This is a genomic window from Puia sp. P3 (assembly GCF_050632245.1).
Lineage (GTDB): Bacteria > Bacteroidota > Bacteroidia > Chitinophagales > Chitinophagaceae > Puia.
This window is the reverse complement of sequence record NZ_CP192583.1, coordinates 4,217,044-4,236,580: the sequence shown is the minus strand read 5'-3', so window position 1 is coordinate 4,236,580 and position 19,537 is coordinate 4,217,044. Positions and strand designations below refer to the sequence as shown.

22 protein-coding genes are annotated in these 19,537 nt (G+C 49.0%); 18 read left to right on the top strand and 4 right to left on the bottom strand.

From position 1 onward, the window contains the following. Positions 1 to 252: 252 nt before the first annotated feature. The 6 genes from ACQ86N_RS26405 (at position 253) to ACQ86N_RS26380 (ending at position 6,016) form a co-directional block, all read left to right on the top strand. Positions 253 to 2,079, top strand: a complete 1,827-nt coding sequence (locus tag ACQ86N_RS26405; protein ID WP_431209663.1) for a PAS domain S-box protein — start codon at positions 253 to 255, stop codon at positions 2,077 to 2,079. Positions 2,080 to 2,324: 245 nt separating this feature from the next. Then, positions 2,325 to 3,371, top strand: coding sequence for a helix-turn-helix domain-containing protein (locus ACQ86N_RS26400; RefSeq protein ID WP_431209662.1), 1,047 nt, complete (start codon positions 2,325 to 2,327; stop codon positions 3,369 to 3,371). 128 nt (positions 3,372 to 3,499) lie between these two features. Continuing rightward, a complete protein-coding gene (locus tag ACQ86N_RS26395) occupies positions 3,500 to 3,847 on the top strand; it encodes a hypothetical protein (protein WP_431209661.1) in 348 nt (115 codons plus the stop codon). Positions 3,848 to 4,172: 325 nt separating this feature from the next. Next, positions 4,173 to 4,880, top strand: coding sequence for an NADP-dependent oxidoreductase (locus ACQ86N_RS26390; RefSeq protein ID WP_431209660.1), 708 nt, complete (start codon positions 4,173 to 4,175; stop codon positions 4,878 to 4,880). A 209-nt stretch (positions 4,881 to 5,089) separates the two neighbouring features. Further along, positions 5,090 to 5,557: a response regulator gene (locus tag ACQ86N_RS26385; protein WP_431209659.1), complete on the top strand. Its 468-nt coding sequence runs from the start codon at positions 5,090 to 5,092 to the stop codon at positions 5,555 to 5,557. Between the two features lie 45 nt (positions 5,558 to 5,602). Continuing rightward, positions 5,603 to 6,016 carry a YybH family protein gene (locus tag ACQ86N_RS26380; RefSeq protein WP_431209658.1) on the top strand — a complete coding sequence of 138 codons (414 nt, stop codon included), beginning with the start codon at positions 5,603 to 5,605 and terminating at the stop codon, positions 6,014 to 6,016. 144 nt (positions 6,017 to 6,160) lie between these two features. Here the strand turns inward: ACQ86N_RS26380 and ACQ86N_RS26375 are convergent, their stop codons facing one another. Together ACQ86N_RS26375 and ACQ86N_RS26370 are read right to left on the bottom strand one after the other, a co-directional pair. Beyond that, the gene (locus ACQ86N_RS26375) at positions 6,161 to 6,421 is read right to left on the bottom strand and encodes a Txe/YoeB family addiction module toxin (protein ID WP_431209657.1); all 261 of its coding nucleotides are present in this window, start codon (positions 6,419 to 6,421) and stop codon (positions 6,161 to 6,163) included. 57 nt (positions 6,422 to 6,478) lie between these two features. After that, positions 6,479 to 6,676: a type II toxin-antitoxin system Phd/YefM family antitoxin gene (locus tag ACQ86N_RS26370; RefSeq protein ID WP_431209656.1), complete on the bottom strand. Its 198-nt coding sequence runs from the start codon at positions 6,674 to 6,676 to the stop codon at positions 6,479 to 6,481. A 440-nt stretch (positions 6,677 to 7,116) separates the two neighbouring features. On the opposite strand from ACQ86N_RS26370, the gene ACQ86N_RS26365 reads away from it, so the two are divergent. The 4 genes from ACQ86N_RS26365 to ACQ86N_RS26350 all read left to right on the top strand — a co-directional run bounded on the left by ACQ86N_RS26365 (position 7,117) and on the right by ACQ86N_RS26350 (position 10,976). Beyond that, on the top strand, positions 7,117 to 8,064 hold the full coding sequence (locus ACQ86N_RS26365; RefSeq protein ID WP_431209655.1) for a hypothetical protein: 948 nt from the start codon (positions 7,117 to 7,119) through the stop codon (positions 8,062 to 8,064). Between the two features lie 468 nt (positions 8,065 to 8,532). Then, the gene (locus tag ACQ86N_RS26360; RefSeq protein WP_431209654.1) at positions 8,533 to 9,669 is read left to right on the top strand and encodes an ABC transporter permease; all 1,137 of its coding nucleotides are present in this window, start codon (positions 8,533 to 8,535) and stop codon (positions 9,667 to 9,669) included. Next, positions 9,563 to 9,952, top strand: coding sequence for an ABC transporter permease (locus ACQ86N_RS26355; RefSeq protein WP_431217605.1), 390 nt, complete (start codon positions 9,563 to 9,565; stop codon positions 9,950 to 9,952). The genes ACQ86N_RS26360 and ACQ86N_RS26355 overlap by 107 nt, the downstream gene beginning before the upstream one ends. 10 nt (positions 9,953 to 9,962) lie before the next feature. Further along, the gene (locus tag ACQ86N_RS26350) at positions 9,963 to 10,976 is read left to right on the top strand and encodes an ABC transporter permease (RefSeq protein WP_431209653.1); all 1,014 of its coding nucleotides are present in this window, start codon (positions 9,963 to 9,965) and stop codon (positions 10,974 to 10,976) included. Positions 10,977 to 11,144: 168 nt separating this feature from the next. On the opposite strand, the gene ACQ86N_RS26345 is transcribed toward ACQ86N_RS26350, so the two are convergent. Further along, a complete protein-coding gene (locus ACQ86N_RS26345) occupies positions 11,145 to 11,468 on the bottom strand; it encodes a sensor histidine kinase (protein ID WP_431209652.1) in 324 nt (107 codons plus the stop codon). Further along, complete coding sequence (locus tag ACQ86N_RS26340; protein WP_431209651.1) at positions 11,440 to 12,591, bottom strand: PAS domain-containing protein; 1,152 nt, start codon at positions 12,589 to 12,591, stop codon at positions 11,440 to 11,442. Before ACQ86N_RS26340 ends, ACQ86N_RS26345 begins: the two co-directional genes overlap by 29 nt. 246 nt (positions 12,592 to 12,837) lie before the next feature. Between ACQ86N_RS26340 and ACQ86N_RS26335 the strand changes: the two genes are divergently transcribed. The 8 genes from ACQ86N_RS26335 (at position 12,838) to ACQ86N_RS26300 (ending at position 19,537) form a co-directional block, all read left to right on the top strand. After that, positions 12,838 to 13,224, top strand: a complete 387-nt coding sequence (locus ACQ86N_RS26335; RefSeq protein WP_431209650.1) for an RNA polymerase sigma factor — start codon at positions 12,838 to 12,840, stop codon at positions 13,222 to 13,224. Next, positions 13,221 to 13,430 (top strand): hypothetical protein, encoded by a 210-nt coding sequence (locus ACQ86N_RS26330; protein ID WP_431209649.1) that lies wholly within the window; start codon positions 13,221 to 13,223, stop codon positions 13,428 to 13,430. Before ACQ86N_RS26335 ends, ACQ86N_RS26330 begins: the two co-directional genes overlap by 4 nt. An 8-nt stretch (positions 13,431 to 13,438) precedes the next feature. Beyond that, positions 13,439 to 14,146, top strand: coding sequence for a hypothetical protein (locus ACQ86N_RS26325; RefSeq protein ID WP_431209648.1), 708 nt, complete (start codon positions 13,439 to 13,441; stop codon positions 14,144 to 14,146). Then, complete coding sequence (locus tag ACQ86N_RS26320; protein ID WP_431209647.1) at positions 14,083 to 15,084, top strand: TIM-barrel domain-containing protein; 1,002 nt, start codon at positions 14,083 to 14,085, stop codon at positions 15,082 to 15,084. The genes ACQ86N_RS26325 and ACQ86N_RS26320 overlap by 64 nt, the downstream gene beginning before the upstream one ends. Continuing rightward, entirely contained in the window at positions 15,035 to 15,586 is a 552-nt protein-coding gene (locus ACQ86N_RS26315) for a DUF5110 domain-containing protein (RefSeq protein ID WP_431209646.1), read from the top strand. Before ACQ86N_RS26320 ends, ACQ86N_RS26315 begins: the two co-directional genes overlap by 50 nt. Next, positions 15,586 to 15,987 carry a hypothetical protein gene (locus ACQ86N_RS26310; protein ID WP_431209645.1) on the top strand — a complete coding sequence of 134 codons (402 nt, stop codon included), beginning with the start codon at positions 15,586 to 15,588 and terminating at the stop codon, positions 15,985 to 15,987. Before ACQ86N_RS26315 ends, ACQ86N_RS26310 begins: the two co-directional genes overlap by 1 nt. Before the next feature lie 48 nt (positions 15,988 to 16,035). Continuing rightward, complete coding sequence (locus ACQ86N_RS26305; protein ID WP_431209644.1) at positions 16,036 to 16,284, top strand: hypothetical protein; 249 nt, start codon at positions 16,036 to 16,038, stop codon at positions 16,282 to 16,284. 544 nt (positions 16,285 to 16,828) lie between these two features. Beyond that, entirely contained in the window at positions 16,829 to 19,537 is a 2,709-nt protein-coding gene (locus ACQ86N_RS26300) for an ABC transporter permease (RefSeq protein WP_431209643.1), read from the top strand.

Here is a 19,537-nt window from a genome sequence, read left to right as displayed (position 1 = left end):
ACGTCCTGATCACCTTAGCCCGTGGCGTTTCATTTTCTTTACAATTCCTTCGCTATCAGGAAGATTCACCGGGCAGTCTTAAACAGTCGCTCGGTTTACCGTCGTCTTACAGGGCAAGTTCGCTGCCATATTCGTCTCATCAAACAAAAGTCTGGCTTTGATATGATAATTATCATATATACTATAGATGTCGGGTAGTATCTTCTCGAAAGTATCGAATTCCATGTTTGCTGGACTAATAAATACTTGTAAATGAAACGATTTGAAACAAGCAACAACAATAACCCGGCGAAAATGCTCCAAGCCTATCAGACGGCGATAGACCATGCGGCGATTGTATCCATTACCGACCTTGCCGGCAAGATACTGTATGTGAATGACCGGTTCGTGAAAGTTTCTCAATACAAGCGCAGCGATCTTCTCGGCAACACCCACCGTATTGTCAACAGCGAATACCATTCACCGGAATTCTTTCAAACTATGTGGGCTACGATCACCGCCGGAAAGCCCTGGCGCGGAGAGATCAGGAACCGGGCGAAGGATGGCAGTTTTTATTGGGTGGATACGGTTATTACACCGGTGTTCGACGAGGATAGGAACATTGTCCAGTTTCTCTCCATCCGCAATCTTATCACCGTTCAAAAATCGGCAGAGGCGCAATTAAGGAAGAGCCAGATAGACCTGATGAAAAGGGACCAGCAGATGAATGAAGCCCAACGGGTAGCCATGACCGGGAGCTGGTTCCTGGACATCCCCGCCAATTCGCTGGAGTGGACTGAAGAGGCATACCGGATCTTTGACATCCCGTTTGGAAGACCGATGACCTACGAGTCCTTTCTCGAAAGAGTGCATCCCGACGACAGAGAATTTGTCAATAGATCCTGGGCGGACGCCCTGACGGGTGCAAAATACGATATAGAGCACAGGATATTTACTTCAAGCGGGGAAAAATGGGTCCGCGAAAACGCCATTTTGGATAGAGGACCATCCCATTCATTCGTGAGCGCCGTGGGTACCGTCCAGGACATCTCCGAGAGAAAAAAGACGGAAAATATACTGAAGGACTCGGAAAGCCGGTATAAAAGCCTTTTCAATAGCAGCCCTTTCCCTATCAGCATTATCGACAAAAAAACATTGAAGTTCCTGGAAGTGAATGAGGCTGCCATCCGGCTTTATGGCTATTCGAGGGAGGAATTCATGAACCTTACGATCTATGACTTTAGGCTTCCCGGAGAAAAAGATATGGTGAAACAACAATTGGATAGCAATAATTATGAATCGGACAAACGTATTCGATATCACAGAAAGAAGAATGGCGACCTTATCCAGGTCGAACCTTCTATCGTACCAATCGACTATAAAGGAAGAGATGCGCTCCTGATCACCCTCAACGATGTGACTGAAAAGATCCAGATGCAGGAAGCATTGACGCAAGAAAGAGTCAGCCGTCAAAAGGAGATCAGCCAGGCGACCATGGAAGCACAGGAAAAGGATCGAGCAGAAATTGGCTCCGAACTGCACGACAATGTCAACCAATTACTTGCGGCCTCAAACCTGTACCTTAAGCATATCGAACCGGAGTCCAAAGAAAGCAGGCAATTATTAAATAAGAGTATCTCTATTATCAACCAGGCCATTGAAGAAGTGAGAAGGTTATCCTGGTCGTTGGTTCCCCCCAGGCTGAATGATCTCAGTTTAAAGGAGAACATTGTGCAAATTGTACCCAACATGGCTTTTAACCATACAAAGGTGCAATTCAATATTGACATTGCTGAACGGCTTTTGTCGGAGGGATTGAAGATCAATATATACCGGATCATCCAGGAGCAGTTCCATAACATTATCAAATACGCGCATGCGGAGACGATCAAAATTTCACTGACCCAGGTGGACAACCGGGTGATGCTGGACATTTGTGACGATGGCCAGGGATTCGACCTCACGCAAAAATCAAAAGGTATCGGCCTCTCCAACATCATACGCAGGTCCGAGACTTACAATGGGAAGGTCCAAATTGACAGCAGTATCGGCAAGGGATGTAGGGTAACAATCGAGTTCGCTATCGACCCTATAAAATAAATTGAGACATTTGACATTTATACCAACAAAAACCCGGGCCAACTGTCCAAAATGGAGGGATTGGCGACCTGGTGCTTACAAAAAACAGACACGAAACTGAAAAGAAGAATGGATATGCTTTAAATGTCAATTTAAAACAAAGCACCCAGGCAGATATTGCTGGTATTAAGTAATTTTGCACAAGACAGTATAATGTAGCATCCTGCATGTGGTGATTGATAAGGTTAACTTAATGTGACTATGAAATGAGAAAAGAGTTTACACCTCAAATAAACAAAATCTATGTTTTTGATCGGAATAGCCTTCTGTTCATAAAATCAGGCAGTGGTATTTTCGAGGTTGACTTTAGGCAATACGATTTTGATGACAATAAAATGATCTTTTTATCTCCCGGGCAATACTTCAGGTTATTGTCGGGAGAGTTTTCTATTGTACAATTTGAATTTACAAACGAAACTGTCTCTGATGCGAGGAAATCACGTTTTCTTTTTAGACACCTGATAAGCCTTAGTCATATTAACCTTGATCTCAAAAGGCCTTTTCGTCTGGAGCAATTCGCCCGGCTCAACCTTGATGAAGAAGGTAGTATTAATCTACTCCATCACGCTATTGAAGACTGGATTACCCTCAATCCTTTTCGGGCAACACAAGAAGAGATCGACTTGCTTTTTGACGTGGAAGAGATTATTGGCAAACACCTTGCTGAACCGTGCGCATTAGCGGATGTTTCAAGACAGGTACAAGAAAGGCCTTGGAGGGTACAAAACGTATTAAGAGAAAAACTGCGCCTTACAATAGCAACGATGGCGCGTAAAAAGAAACTTCTTGAAGCGGAAAAGAAAATTGCTTTCACTGATTTATCAGTAAAAGAAGTGGCCTATGGCCTTGGTTTCAGGGATTCGGATTATTTCTTTAAATTTTTTAAACAGCATACCAATCAAACACCTTCGTCATTTAAAGAACGGTTCAGTTTTAACAGCAATGACAGTTTTATAGAGGATATTTCGGGGTTAATTGAAAGAAATTTTCGAGAGCCCCTTAAAGTGGCTTTTTATGCAAGTGAGTTAGCGATGTCAGAGAGAACTCTTTCCCGTAAGCTACATGAAAGGCTTGGTACTTCTTTGATTGACTTGCTGCATAAAAGAAAATTGAAAGAAGCAAGGCTATTAATAAGCAGTGGCGTTTCTCTTGCTGATACTGCTTTTGAACTGGGCTTTAGAGAAACCAGTCATTTCTCTATGTTCTATAAAAAACACACTGGTACTTCGCCCTCGCAACTTTTACGGAAATGACCGGTAGGTCACTCTGCGCTAGTTAATAAACTATCCATTTTTATTTTTACAGTTTTGTGTCCGTTTTTTGTAAGCACAAGGGCCTGTCGCGTTAGTAACTTTGTGTTATCAACTTAAAAATTAAGAAAATGGACATCAAAAAACTGAACGCAGAGGTAGATGCGCTTGTTTCCAAAGGAGAAATACTTGCTGCAATAAGCAAGTTCTTTGCCGACAGCGTGGTTACTACCGATCACGATGGAACGGTGGTCAGCTCTAAGAAGGGACACTTTGCCAAGATTGAAGCTTTTCTCGGTGGTATTGCCAACGTAAATAGCATCAAATTTCATCATTCAGGAGTTGGAGATGATGTAAGCATGAGCGAATTTACTTTTGACTTTGCCATGAAAGACGGAAGCCACGTCTTATGGCATGAGATCTTGCGCCGTGTGTGGAAAGACGGAAAGATCGTGGATGAACAGTATTTTCTAGGTTAATTAGCAGTTCAGAGGTCCGAAGGGGTAATTGTTCCGTTCAGGACAGTATTATCCTGTCACAGTATTTGATAAATGGTAGAAGGTTTTACTTATGGACAAAAGTGGAGGTGTATTATGAAAGCGATAGTTGCAGTGGATCAGGCTGCTGGTGCATCCGGGTTGAAGCGAGTGGAAATGGCCGAACCGCTGGCCGCAATCAACGACGTCGTCGTCGAGATTCATGCGGCAGGATGGGTCTCGACGGAGCTGGAGTGGCCCTCGACATGGACCGATCGCGCCGGCTGCAATCGGACGCCGTCAATCCCCGGCCACGAAGCTGGCTGGTGTGGTCGCTGCACTCGGCTATGGAACGACGGGGCTCTCGGTGGGACAGCGGGTATTTGGGCTAGCAGACTGGTATCGCGACGGTAGTCTGGCGGAGTACGTGGCGATCGAGGCGCGCAACCTTGCACCCTTGCCGGACAACGTCGAATTTGCCATAGGCGCGTCCTTGCCAATCTCAGGTCTGACCGCCTGGCAGGGACTCTTCCAGCACGGCCACCTTCAGGCGGGACAGAGAGTTCTAGCCCATGGTGCAGCCGGTGCGGTCGGGACGATGGTGACGCAGCTTGCACGTGAGGCCGGCGCCTACGTTATCGGCACTGGACGAGCTAGTGATCGCCAGAAAGTGCTCCATTTCGGTGCACACGAGTTCGTCGACCTGGAGAACGAGGCGCTGGAAAACGTAGAGAGAGTCGATCTGGTATTTGATGTCATCGGTGGCGAAGTCCAGAAGCGTTCCGCACGCCTGCTCAAACACGGAGGAACGCTGGTGTCTGTGGTTGGACCGGTCGAGGTGCAGGTCACCCAGGCCCTGGCGGTTGATTTCGTTGTCGAGGCCGATCGCGCCCAGTTGAGTGAGATTGTGCAGCGCGTGCGGGACGGACGATTACGCACAAATATTGGCACTACCGCCTTCTTTGACGAAGCCGTCGCCACCCTCAACTCGACCGAGCGACGCAAGGGGAAGACGATCATCCGCCTTCGTCCGTAAGGGCTCGTTGAGGTTGATCGGTTTTGACCTTCTCATGCATGATTTCACGCATAAAATCTATTGAAATGGAAGAAATTGATTTTAAATTCAAGACTAATCTTGCTGGTCTGCCGAATGAACCTTCTTCAACTCAATAGTTGCGTGATGTGCAACTCTGGTTACGGGCCGCCCAAAAGTGATCGGCTACGTTGTTTCTAATTAAGACCCTTATGAAAACGGAGAGCATTAAAATTATTATAATTGACGATGATTCCTTTGCAATGGCAATAACTGAGGAAATAGTCAAAAGGATCTTTACCGAGGGACAGACAATCAGCTTCTCCTCAGCAGCAGATGCCCTAAAATACCTGCGGAAGGAAAACGGATTCCCGACAGGGGGCATTTACGGTCCTGGTATGATCCTATGCGATCTACATATGCCCGGCATTGACGGATTCATGTTTCTGGCCAAATTCGCTAAACTCAGCTGCGCTGTCCAGAACCGGTACAGTTCATTCATCCTGTCTTCCACAACTGACAAACAAGACGTTGCGAGATTGTCTAAAATGACTTGCTGCGCCGGATTTTGCCCCAAACCTCTTACTACCGAAAAACTCGTGAAGTTGATCGAAACAACTTACTGTGAATTTGAAAAGAAGAATCCAGGCTCTACAGCTTTAGGAAAACCAATCGAATAAATGGTATGCTTAAATTAACATTAAATAATGATAAAAGTCAAACAGATGAAATCAGAGATTGAATCCTTTCCGCTGCCTACTAAACCCGAAGGTGTTATCTCCTCGCTTGTTGAGCGATTTAACTCCGGCGACGCGAGCGCGCTGATGGAATTGCACGAACCGCATTCGGTGTTCGTCGAAAACAATGGCCAACTCCTAACTGACCGAGCGGCGATCGCCGCCCGGCTCGAGCGTGATGTCAAGCTCGGCCTGCCGCTGGCAGCTACCGTGCGTCACGTGTTCATCGCGGAGGATATCGCCCAGATAGTGGTGGACTGGTCCATTGATGGTATGGATCCGCATGGCAACCAGGTGCACCTTGCAGGCTCGGCATGCGATATCGTCCGCCGTGGCGCAGACGGCTTCTGGAGGTACATTATTGACAACAACCAAGGAACTGCGGTGCGACAGCCCGCCTGATATATAAACTGTGCCCCCAAGGCAATTACCTATTGATACGTCTTTTAACAAATTATCGAAAAAGGGGGAATTTTTCTTGCAATTAAATAGGTGGATAATAAGCACTTATATCGCCCGAACGCTGAGAGTGGAATGAATTTTCGGCTATGCATCATAATGGAATCGACACTGCAAGATATAGAGCTGTTTGTCTTTAACTGCATAAACCAACCTGTGTTCATCCGTAATTCGACGGCTCCAAAGTCCCTTGTACTGGCCTTTCAAAGGTTCCGGCTTTCCAATGCCTTTAAAGGGATTTCTTAGGCAATCCTTTATCAGCTCGTTGATCTTTAAAAGCACCTTCTTGTCCGTTGCCTGCCAATATAGATAATCTTCCCAGGAATGGGTTTGCCAAACCAATTCCATTAGTCTTCAATTAGTTTGTGCTTCGACGATTTGCCTGAGCGCATTTCCTTGATGGCTTCATCCAGTCTTTCCTGATTGGTCCTGCTGCTCACCAAGCTGGAGTGTCTCCTGGATAGAGTTGTATTCTTCGAGTGACATCACCACTACATTCTTACCCTTGCTTCTGGATACAACTACGATCTCATCATTGTCATTCACCATATTAAGGTTCTCGGCGAGGTTGTTTCGGAATTCAGTATAATTGACGACTTGCATATTAGGTACTTAATTAAGTACAAATTTAAGAATTTTGGCTCAAATTCCAAATTTGCTAGTTCAAAGGAAGAACCTATGGTCATTAACAAATTGTAAAACAACGCTTTCCGTACTATGTTGTCAAATTACGGAAAATCAGGCACTTAGTCCCGGGACTTCCCTAAATTCACCTATTAATTGGTTTGAAAAGTATCCAATCCGGGTCACGATGGGCAAATACAAATTGCCAGGACGGCCCTTAAGCCACAGGATTCCATCGGTTTGTTTTTTCATATCGATGGTAAGTATACGTTTGGAATCGGTACCTACAGAATCAAGTGCCGCTATTGGAATAATGTTCGAAAGAATACTTCGATAGAATCCACATGGGCTTATTTCAAAGTTATTAAACCGATATACGCCCGAAGATATTTTGAAGATAAAAAGTGTTTTTTTAGATAATGAGCAAAAACCTGCTATTTTTTATCATCGGGAACATATGTCTCATCGCTTTCGCATATTGGAGCAGGAAAAGAAAAAGACTCAACAATATAGTTTTATTTTGTACCTCAACATTTCTTATACTGTCCATCATCGAAACCTTCTATCGGGATGTGGTTAAAGAAAAAGGGGATTATTTCTCAAAAAATGACCGAGTCCTGGGTTTTCGCCCAGACAGCATTTTGGGTGCTCAGCCGACCCAGGCAGGGCAGTACGGCAGCACGAGGCTAATGCGGTCTGGCGACACGGTCTATCATGCCCTATATACAGTTATTGCGGATTCCACACCGAACCCTTTGCCCATGAACCATCGCGTTGGGTACCTTGCCCCTGGCGCACCGGACCCAAAGATCTTTTTTTGGGGGTGTAGCTTTACGTTTGGTCAGGGTGTGAATGATTCCGAAACACTTGCCTGGCGGGTAGGAGCTCTCCGAAACGTCTCTACGGTCAATTTAGGCCAAATGGGCTATGGCACAAATAATGTATACCAGCTATTTCAAAAAAGGTTTGCCGGCAAGAGTAATGGTAAAAAATTTTTCATTTATACCATGATCCCCGATCATGTCCCGAGGTCCGGCGGCATTTACGACTATATTGCCGGTCCTGCTTTTCAGATCAAAGGCGATTCGGTTGTATATTCCGGCGTGCAAACAATTCCAAACTATCGTTTCGCCCATTATTCATCGCTATTCGGCTGTTACAGTTTCATAAATGATATGCTTATCAATATCGATATGAACAACAGAAACCGGAACATGCCAGCGGAGGAATATCGAAATGTGTATTTAATGATCAGGCAAATGAACCATGATGCTATTACATCCGGAGGTAGCTTTCTATTGCTGTTCTGGGATATTTATAATTCGAACACCAGTGATCCCAATACTTACCATCGGCCAATCATGTAGCAAATGGTGGAAAAGCTCAGAAAAAACGGCGTCAAAGTGATTAGGGTTTCGGATATCCTGGAGGTCAATAACCCCAAATTTTATTTTCCGAATGATGGGCATCCAAGAGCCATAACATATGATACTATTGCAAAATATCTTGCAAGACAGTTAGCGGCTGCCGACTAAACCAGTGGTTAAAGCCACCATCGCTCTTAACCGAGGGTGATCCCGAATGATACAAACGATGTCACGATTGGACGAATAATTTGTACGGCAGTCCCGCGCCCTGCGCGGGTTTTTCGGTTCGGTACAGCTGCCTGCCGGTCAGGGGGTGCTCGTTCCTGCACGATCACTGTATCGAAACCGAACATCTTGTCTTTCGCAGGCTTTGACAGTAGAATGGTCTTCATGGCTTTAGAAACCCGGCACTCTTTTGGGACCTGCTAACGACTTGGCCGCCTTACTCGTCATAAAACCGTCCATTCCATGTTCCGCAACTATCTCAGGATTGCCTTCCGCAGGCTCAGGAAAAGCAAGGGCTTTACCGCCCTCAACATCATCGGCCTCGCTGCCGGTCTTGGCGTCTGCCTGCTGATCGTTTTGTACGTCACCGATGAACTCAGTTACGACCGCTATAACGTCAACGCCGACCGCATCTATCGGATCGACGAGGATCTCTACTTCAATAACACCCGGTACGACGCTGTCACCACCTCCAAATTCTTCGGCCCCACCCTCGTCGCTTCCTATCCGAAGATCCAGCAGATGGTCCGATTCCGCAACCCGGGCGACCAGTTTGTAAGGAAAGGCAACGACCTCATCCTTGAGCATCATTTCGTCTTTGCCGACTCGACGATCTTCAAGGTCTTCACCCTGCCCATGATCGCCGGCGACCCCAATACCGCCCTGAATAACCCTCATTCCATCGTGATCGATGAAAGCGCTGCGCGTCGCCATTTCAACAGCACCGATGTCATCGGCCGCACGCTGGAGGTCGGTAATGACAATACGCCTCTCAAGATCACCGGTGTCATCCGGGACATGCCGGAGCAGTCCCAGTTCCATTTCAGCTATATCCGCCCCATCCGTGAAGCCTGGAGCTTTAATGACCCCAGCGACAACAACTGGGTAAGTAATCCTTATCATACCTATATCCTTGCCCAACCCGGCACCACGCGAGCCGAGGTCCAGAAGGATGTAGACGAAGTCGTCAACCTCCATATCAGCCCGGCCCTCCAGGGAATGTTCCATACTTCGGCCGCCGATCTCGAGAAAGCGGGTAATCATTTCCGGTGCCATATCTTCCCCCTCACCGACGTGCACCTCCATTCCAATAAGTCCGGTGAGCTCGAAGCCAACGGCAATATCCAGTATGTATACATCTTCTCCGTCATCGCCGTGCTCATCCTGCTGATCGCCTGCGTCAATTTCATGAATCTCAGCACCGCCCGCAGCGCCAACCGCGCCAGGGAAGCTGGGCATCCGCAAGGTTGCCGGTTCAACAAAAGGACACCTCATCCTCCAGTTCCTCACCGAGTCCATCCTGCTCAGTCTCTTTGCACTGGTCCTCGCCCTTGGCATTGCTGTCCTGCTATTACCTATGTTCAATCAGCTCGCCGGTAAATCGCTCCATCCCGACGTGCTCTTCAGCGGCCGGTTCCTGCTATTCCTCATCGCCCTGGCGCTGCTGGTCGGGTGTCTGGCGGGCAGCTATCCGGCCTTCTACCTTTCTTCCTTTAAGCCGATCCATGTATTAAAGGGGAAGATGGCCGCAGGCTTCAGGAGCAGCTGGCTCCGCAGCAGCCTGGTGGTCTTTCAATTTTTTATTTCCATTGGCCTCATCATCAGCACCCTCATCATCTATCGCCGAGCTGCACTTTATCCGAAACAAGGAAGTCGGCTTTAACCGGGATCAGGTGCTTGTCATCCATGACACCTGGTCGCTCGGCCAGGATGGTATGACCAATCTGCGCAAGAACCTGCTCACCCTTGCCGGGGTCACCGACGCAACCGTCACCACGGACGTCCCCACTATCGATGGCCAATACTGGCAGGAAGGCTGGTGGCCGGATGCCTCGCTCGACGCCAGAAAGGCGATCCTTATGACCACGCTCAGGATCGACGACCATTATATTCCTACCCTCGGCATGCAGATAATCAAAGGCCGCAACCTGGACCTAGCGCAATTTCCTACCGACTCCACCGCCATCATCCTCAATGAAGCCGCCGTAGCGACGCTCGGCGTGAAGGACCCGCTCCGTCTGATCCTCTACAATCACGATGATCTGATGAAGACTATCACTTATCATGTCATCGGCGTCGTAAAGGATTTCAACTATAACTCCCTGCATGACAAGATCCATCCCCTTATCATGGTGGCCGACAGGCCTAACTGGAGCAGCATGGCGGTCCGCTTCCGCACGAATGATGTCCTCTCTCTCGTCCGGCAGGTGGAAACTAAGTTCCATGCCGCAAAGCAAGGCCTGCCTTTCAGCTATAGCTTCATGGATAACGACTTTGATCAATTGTATCACACCGAGCAGCAGACCGGCCGGATCTTCATTACCTTTGCTGTCTTCGCCATCCTCATCGCCTGTCTCGGTCTCTTCGGCCTTGTAACCTATGCTGCCGAACAACGCACCAAAGAGATCGGGATCCGAAAGGTTCTCGGCGCCAGCGTCGGCGGCATCGTCGGCCTTCTCAGCAGGGAATTCACGATGCTTGTCGGGGTCGCTGCGCTTATCGCCTTCCCCGCCGCGTGGTGGGCCATGTCCAAATGGCTGGAAACGTTTGCCTATCGTACGGAGATCAGGTGGTGGGTCTTCGTCGTGGCTGGCGCTGCCGCACTCGTCATTGCCCTGTTGACGGTCAGTATTCAGACCATCCGCGCGGCCCTGGCTAATCCCATAAAATCCCTCCGCAGCGAATGACCGGCGATTGTTTGTGGAATTTTGCCAAAATCGCATCCTCCGGCGGCATCGTCTACCTGCTTTCCGGCAAATTTACCCGGCTGATCTTATTGACTATCGGAAAAGCTTACAATACGGCGCAAAACGGCTTCCCTCATTAGAAAATTATTGCGGTTTAAAGTAGCGGCCCTATTCGGCAACGGGTAACAGAATGGAGAAATAGAAGGTTGAGCCTTTTCCTTCTTCGCTTTCTACCCATGCGTTTCCGCCGTGGGCCGTAACGATCTGTTTTGAAAGAAACAGCCCGAGGCCCAGGCCCTCGAGATTTTTTGTTTTTTGTGCGCGGTAAAACCTGTTGAAGATATAAGGAATATCTCTTGCCGGAATTCCTTTTCCGTAGTCTTTGACAGAGACGACGACAGAATCTCCTTCCACCACTGTGGAGACCTCGATGTCATAGTTGTCTTCGGAATATTTAACGGCGTTACTGAGGTAGTTGGTAATTACCTGCATTAATTTTTCTCTGTCGGCAAATAAGGAGACCTGCGAATTGCCTTTCTTTGAGATCGTATGTTTCTTTGCTGACCTGGCGAATGGACTCGATGGCTTCGTCGATGACCTCTTCCAGCGTAAAGACCGAGCGATCCGGGTCGAAGTTGCCGGATATCAGTCTGGTAGTTTTATATAATTCATTGATCAACTTTTTTAGCCGTTGAGAATTGGTACGCACCCGATCCATGAATTCCCGAAATTCTCCCAGGTTCTTTTCTTTGAGCATTTCATCGATCATCTCAACGTTCAGGATCACATTCGTAAGCGGGTTCCTGAATTCGTGGGCGACAAAATTCAGTATGTCCTCGCGTTGTTTTTCAAATTGTTTCTGCGCGGTAACATCATGGAATATGAGGAGTATTTTGGTTTGTTCTCCTTCTTCCGCGAGCCGGGTGCAGCTGATATCAAATGTTTTCTTTTCCGAACTCCCTGCATCCATTTCGAGTTGTATCCTGCCGATATTGGATTTGGATTGAAATACATTCAGAATAGCATTGGATAGCTCGGAATTGATGTCAAAAGATCCGATAAAGGCTTTGAAATCGATTTTGGAGACGTCTTTGTCGAAATTGAAAATTTGTGTGAATGAATGATTGGCTTTCAGGATCTTTAGGTTTTCATCCAGGACAATGACGCCGTCTTCGATAGTACCCAGAATATTTTCATTGAAGTTGTTGAGCCGGATGATCGAGAATTCGGATTCTTTTTGGGCGTGGATATTTTGTATAACTTTCAGGATACGCCGTTCCTGCCTGTCGTTAGTCAACAAAATGGACTCGCCGGAGACCCAGGTCAGCGTTTTATTTTTATTGACCAGATAGTTATTGTCGAAAGACTGGCCTTCGTCGATGACGGTCCTCAATTCCCGGAGCGGAAGGTCTTTTTTCTGATCGGATTCCGTAAAAAGGATGGAGAAATTTTCGCCGACAATATCCGACTCGTCATAACCGAAAGAAGCCAGGAATGCGCGGTTTGCTTCGAGGATGATACCGTTGGGATCAATGATGAGGACGGAGTTCTTCTTTGCATATTCAAAGAAGGCATGGTAATAGTCCTGAGAGGTAAAATCGACTGTTTTGTCCATAGGCATTCAAAATGATGACGAATCTAGCGTAATTCGATGGATATTAAAAGATATTTTAATTGGTGGTAAATTAAAAGGGGGCATGGATAGAAATCCCGCCCCGGTAAAATCCAATATCCTGTGAAAAACCTTGATGAAGGTACCAGGAATTTGATGAGGGCAGGGTGACGAGCGACAGGAATTTGTATGATGTTGATCACCCGTAAATAAATTTTTCCTAACTTCCAGCCGATTAGCAGCAAACGAATGGCCATATGCAATTATGATAACGATTGGAGCAGCCTAAAGCGAGGCGACAAAAAGGCGCTGGAAAATCTTTACAGGGCGCACGTGCAATCGATGATCAGCTATGGTCAGAAGATCACTTCCGACGTCGAACTCATCAAGGACAGCATACAGGATCTTTTTATAGAGCTTTGTAAAAGCCGGCAGACCCTTGCCGATATCGTTCAGCCTAAATTTTATTTGTTCAGGGCATTGCGAAACAAGTTGTCGAAAAGCCTTTCGCGGATGTCCTTTGTTAGCCAGGCGGAAATGCAGCTATCACACGAAACCCTGCCCGCTACCTATATAGAGCTGGATATGCGGTTACCAAAGAGACGGAACTTGCGAACTTCATCTACGACTCCGTGATCTCGCCAAAGGCCGCCAATTACAATAGCATGAATGCCGACCGGCGGGTGAGCGACGTGTATACCGAAGCCGCGGTCGACAAGGGATTGCTGGTGGGGTGGGGGTATCACGCGTCGCCGACGGCGGCTACGACGGTGGTGCTGAATGAGTCGTTCGCTGCATTTCCGGAGTCGGCTATTTTTCCATATGACCCTTATCCGCTATAAGTAAAATTATGATGAGAATTAAAATTGTCAGTCTGTTTGTCTGTTTGCTGTGGGGTATATCGGTGATGGCGCAGCAGGATGTAAAGGTGGATATTATTGCGCTCGGGGTGGTCCGGCTTACCGTGGGGACGCCGGACAGGTATTCGCCATACTCGTTTTGCAGGGAGAAGCCACGGTTGGAGGAGATGCGGGCGCTGAGCAATGCGCCGCTGCCTTTTGATGTCAGGTCTATCCGTTTCGTGCGTAACAGCCGTGGCGTGCAGGTTCGCGTTCCGCTGGGGGACGACGAGCAGTTGTATGGATTCGGGATGCAGGTGGGCAGTTTTGAGCAGCGTGGGTTGCGGAAGCGGCCTATCGTGAATGACCGGCCTGTTTCGGATATCGGTTATACGCATGCGCCTGAGCCGTTCTATGTCTCGACGGCTGGATATGGCGTGCTGGTCAATTCTTCGCGCTATATCAGCTTCCTCTGCGGCTCCAATCAGGAGCTGAATCTGCGGGACACGGCCGCGGGCAGGGGGGAAGGGATGAAGTTCACGACGGAGGAGCTGTACGCCAACCGGGCGCAGAGCAAGGCCGCGGTGTGGATCGATATTCCGGGGGCGGAAGGGGTGGAGATCTTCCTCTTCCAGGGGCGACGCTGCGGGAGAGTGTGCAGCGGTACAATTTGTTCTCCGGGGGTGGCGTGCTTCCGCCGTACTGGGGCCTGGGGATAAAGTACCGGGTGAAGGGAGACTTCGACGAGGCGGGTGTGCTGAGGATGGCGAACTATTTCCGGAACAGCCATATCCCGTGTGATGTGCTGGGGCTGGAGCCAGGCTGGCATTCGCGTTCGTATTCCTGCAGCTATGTGTGGTCGGAGAAGTTTCCCAGGCCGCAGGAGATGATCGATAGTCTTTGGAAGATGCATTTGCGGCTGAACCTATGGGAGCATGCTTATGTCAATCCCGCCGCGCCGTTCTATAAAGACCTGGAGCGAATGTCCGGCGATTTTCTGGTGTGGCGCGGGTTGGTACCTGATTTTGCCGATCCCAGGGCTGCGGCGGTGTTCGCGGATTATCATCGGAAAAACCTTGTCGATAAAGGAATTGCGTCTTTCAAGCTGGACGAGTGCGATAACTCCAACATCGTCGACGGGAAAGCTACCTGGGGGTTCCCGGATATGACGCGGTTCCCTTCCGGGATAGACGGGGAGCAGATGCACCAGTTGTTCGGGTCTTTATACGCAAATACGCTGGCCGATGTCTACCGGCGAAAGAACCAGCGGACTTATTTCGACTACCGGGCTTCGAATCTTTTCAATTCTTCATTGCCAGCGGTGCTCTACAGCGATATTTACGGGCATGACGATTATATCAGCATGATCTCTACGGCGAGTTTTGGAGGGCTGCTGTGGTCGCCGGAGCTGCGTGACTCGAAGAATGAAACGGATTTTATCCGGAGGCTGCAGACGATGCTGCTGGCGCCTCAGTCCGTGGTGGATGCATGGTTCCTGAAGAATGCTCCGTGGTTTCAGCTGAACAGGTCGCTCAACAATCAGGACGTGAAGCACGAACGGGCTGACGAGCTGGAGAAAGCTGGTGGGGTCGATGTTCAGGGAGAGGATGTCGCTGATACCTTATCTATATTCGGCCTTTGCCGATTATTACAATAAGGGAATACCGCCTTTCCGGCCTCTGGTGATGGATTTTCCTGCTGACAGGAAGGTGCGCCCGATCGCCAATCAGTATATGATCGGCCCGAGTATCATGGCGGCGCCGGCCACGATGGACAGTGCGGCAAGAACTGTCTATTTTCCGGAGGGTATATGGTATGACTATTATTCGCACCAGAGGTATGAGGGCGGAAAGTCATATTTGCTGGAGATATCCCTTGACAGGCTGCCGTTGTGGGTGAGGTCAGGTTCCATTATCCCTGTGGCGGAGCCGGTGGAGCATGTGGATGCGAACACCGTTTTTAGTGTGCGCTGTGTCGTCTTCGGTGACGGGGCCTCGGATGCCGCGCTGTTCGAGGACGACGGACTGACCTATGACTATCGTAAGGGCGTATACAATAGCGTAGTACTCAGCGTTGTCAAAGGGAGAGGCGTCGTTTCAAGGAAGGGAAATTACAAAGGTAAAAAATACAATATCGGGAATTGGGAGTTTATCAAATAGTGAGATCCGTCAGGGTTGGCTGGTTTTTAGCCGTTATTGCGGGGCTGGGGCCTGGCAGTTGTTTTTCGCAGATAGACAGTATCGTTCAGAATGGCCGGACGACTGGCTGGAATCTGGTCACGAGATCGGCGGTTTACCAGATCGCGGTTACGGAGAAGGGAGCTGTGGTGCCGTTGTACTACGGTCCGCGTGCGCATGCGCAGCGGATGGGTGTTCAGGACAGGACGCGGGGGAACGGCCCGTTCGTGCTGGAGGAGGTACCCGTGCGGGGAAAATACGCTGACAAGGTGCCGATCCTGGAGGTTGTGTTTTCCGACCATACGCGGGTGTGTGAGCTGCGTTTTGTGTCGGCGGAGATACTGATAACCGGCAACCGGCAGACGCTGCGGATCGTGTGGTGAGGTTGAAAAAGCTCATTTGACTTTGGTTCGAAAGTATCCTTTGCCCGAATGCCCGATCCTGCGCCTGAAACCATTGGCTTCAAAGCATTTGAAATCAATTTTTCCGTAGAGACTGTCACCTGGCTTATATACCGGCTTATCCAGGGTCAGACTTTGGTATACGATGTCATAAACTGGTTTGTCGGGGATGCCAATATCGGTGACAAAGTAGGGTTCTGTGTGAAATCTTTTGTTTTTGAAGCTGATAACAAATCCCCAGCCACCGAAGCCATTTCCAATCCCAATGTTTATCGTTAGCGTGTCATGGCGAAAAAACCAGGCCCGGCAATTGTTGAGTCTGGCGGAATTGCTGTCAGTAAGATTTATATGTCCTTTGGTAAAGTAGGCTACCCCGCTAGTCCTTTTTATCGAACTGTCTTCGTCCTCCGCTACCGAAAAGATCTCTTTTTCCCTGTCCAACTGTCTGTAGGCGACATTTTCCGCGATAGTCGTGTCAATGGTAGCAAGATCCCACTGCGAGTGTTGCCTGTTATGACAGCCACCTATGCAAACCATTACTAAAAGTGGTAATGCCTTCCGGCAGGCAGTTCTGAAGAAAGTCAGGATCATGAAGAAGGGGTTTGCTATTAGATCCGCAGTAACGGTGCCTGTTTTGCATGCTATTGGGCAACAATAATTTGTATTTTAAATTGCCTGTTGAACTATGCCCGGTTTCGGTACAATGACCGTCCAAATAGATGAAAAGTCGGGGTAGCTAACGTTTTGGGCAAAAGCGGGGCGGCATTCAAAACTCTGCGTCAGGGCTGAATTTTCCATAAATTTATGATAGTCAAATTTGCGCTTGTATCTTAATCATATAAGCCTGTATGAGCTCGTCAGTCTGGGGACCTTGTTCTCCGGGGTGACGCTTGCGTTGTTATTAGGGTTTGTGAAAAGAGCTGGGCAGACGGCGAGCCTGCTTTTGAGTGCTGCGTTGACCGTTGTTGTGCTCAGGGCAGGGGGCTTATCTTCGTTGTTTTTGCCGGCGCTGGGGCCGCTACTTTATTTATATGTTCGACAGTTGATCTACCCGGAGCGGCGGCCCGGCCAGAAGGATGGGCTGCATTTTGCGGGCCCGCTGTTGCTGGGGGTTTGGGGGCCGGAGTGGCTCGTTGCGACATTTATCATCGTTTATTTGTGGCTGTCGCAGCGGCTGATCGGGGATTATTATGCCCGACAGAGGGTGATATTGATGGACAGGCCGCGGTTTGCGTTCCGGCGGCTGGAGTGGGTGCTAAGGTTGGTAGCTTTGTTTTGCGGGTTGGCGGTATTTAATGATGGTTTCTTTTTGGGTTGGCAATTGTCGTTATGGCCAGTGGCCGTGGAGGGGGTGTTGGGGTTGGATCAGGCGACCCCGACGATCAGGGACAGACCGGAGGCGTGGGATGCCAGGGAGAAAGGCGGGAGGTTAAAGGAGGCGGTGGCGGCAAAGCGCCTTTATGAGGATGCCGAACTGACCCTGGCCGGGCTGGCGGAGAAACTGGCGATCCATCCGCATGAACTGTCGCGGATATTGAATATAGGGCTGGGGAAGAATTTTAGCGATTTTATCAATGAATTCCGGGTGCGTGATATTGCCCGGAAGATGCTGGATCCGGCTTTTAGCCAGATCACGATAATCGGTATTGCCTACGAGTCGGGCTTCAATTCCAAAACGACTTTCAACCGGGTTTTCAAAGAAATGACCGGCAAGACTCCGGCGGAGTACAAAAACAGCCTGAAAAATGAGGTGCCAATTGATAAGTTGGCACCCTGGTCCCGAATGCGACCGGTAATATTGCGGTCAGGAGGCCCCCCATTAGGGGTTCCTGAAAAAATAAACCGCAGTTATATGTTTAGAAATTACGTAAAGATCGCGTGGAGAAACCTTGTCAGGACCAAACTTTATTCGGCCATCAATGTGCTGGGGCTTTCGGCGGGTATGGCCGTCGCCATGCTTATCGGATTATGGATATGGGATGAGCTGACTTACGACCATTCGTTTGCGAACCACGCTCAGCTGGCCCAGGTAATGACCACCACTTTTAGCGACGATGGAACGGCAGGCACCGAACCGAACGTATGCCGGCCAATTGCCGGGGAATTGCGGAGCAAATATGGAAACGATTTTAAATATCTTTCCATGGCGACATGGTGCTGGAGCCATGTGTTAACGGTGGGGGACAAAACGTTTACCGCCCGCGGCCCATGGGTGGAACCGCAGTTCCCGGTGATGTTCTCCCTTGACATGGTAAAGGGAAATATCAATGCCCTGAGCGACCCCTCTTCCATTCTGATCACTGCCTCCCTTGCGAAAACCTTGTTTGGTGATGCTGAACCCATCGGCAAGATCATCCGACTGGACAACAAGGACAATTTTCATGTGGCCGGAGTATTCCATGATTTTCCGGCTAACAGCACCTTTAGCGATTCAAGATATTATGAAACAAAATACTTTTTGCCCTGGACCAGGTATGTCACCATGGACCAGCGGGTGAAAGATGCCGCCATGGATTGGAACAACCGCTCCTGGGTATGCTACGCGCAGCTCGCCGATCATATCGATATGGATAAAGAAGCAACGAAGGTCCGGAACGTCGTGATGGCGCATAGAACGAAGGCGGACGGCCTGCTGAGCACTTATCTGTACCCCATGGATAAATGGCATTTGTACAGTGATTTTAAAGACGGCAGACCCGTGGGCGGGCCAATAGAGTCGGTAAGGCTGTTTTTCATTATTGGCGTATTTGTGCTGCTGCTGGCCTGCATCAATTTCATGAACCTGAGTACCGCGCGCAGCGAAAAGCGTGCAAAAGAAGTGGGCATAAGAAAAACGGTTGGTTCGTTGCGCAGCCAGCTGATACGCCAGTTCCTGAGCGAGAGTGTAATCGTGGCCGTCGTGTCCTTTATCTTTTCTGTTTTCCTGGTGATTGTATTGCTGCCATTTTTTAATTCGCTAGCGGGCAAACATATACTTCTGCCGTGGGGTAGTCCCGTGTTCTGGCTTTGCACGCTGGCATTTACGGTTGTTACCGGGCTGATCTCCGGCAGTTACCCCGCCCTGTATCTGTCGAAGTTCGATCCCATAAAAGTATTGAAAGGGACTTTCCGCGCGGGCCGGTACGCGTCGCTGCCGCGCAAAGTATTGGTGGTAGGGCAGTTTACGTTTTCGATCGCATTGATCATTGGAACGGTAATTGTCTACAAGCAAATTCAATTTGCCAAAAACAGGCCTATCAATTACCGAAAGGAAGGGCTGATCACCGTCAATCCCGGACCTCCGGGTTTGTCCGGCTACTACAATGCTATGAGAAACGACCTGCTGGCAACCGGTGCGGTCGCTAATATGGCTGGGGCGTCGGATGCTACCACCTATCTGGGCGCCTGGCGGAGCGGTTTTAACTGGGCGGGCAAAAACCCAAATACAAATCCAGTTTTTGGGTTTATGTATATGTCGGAAGATTTTGGTCAATCGATCGGCTGGCAGTTGAAGGAAGGGGAGGGATTTTTCGAGGGAATTTTCGACGGATAG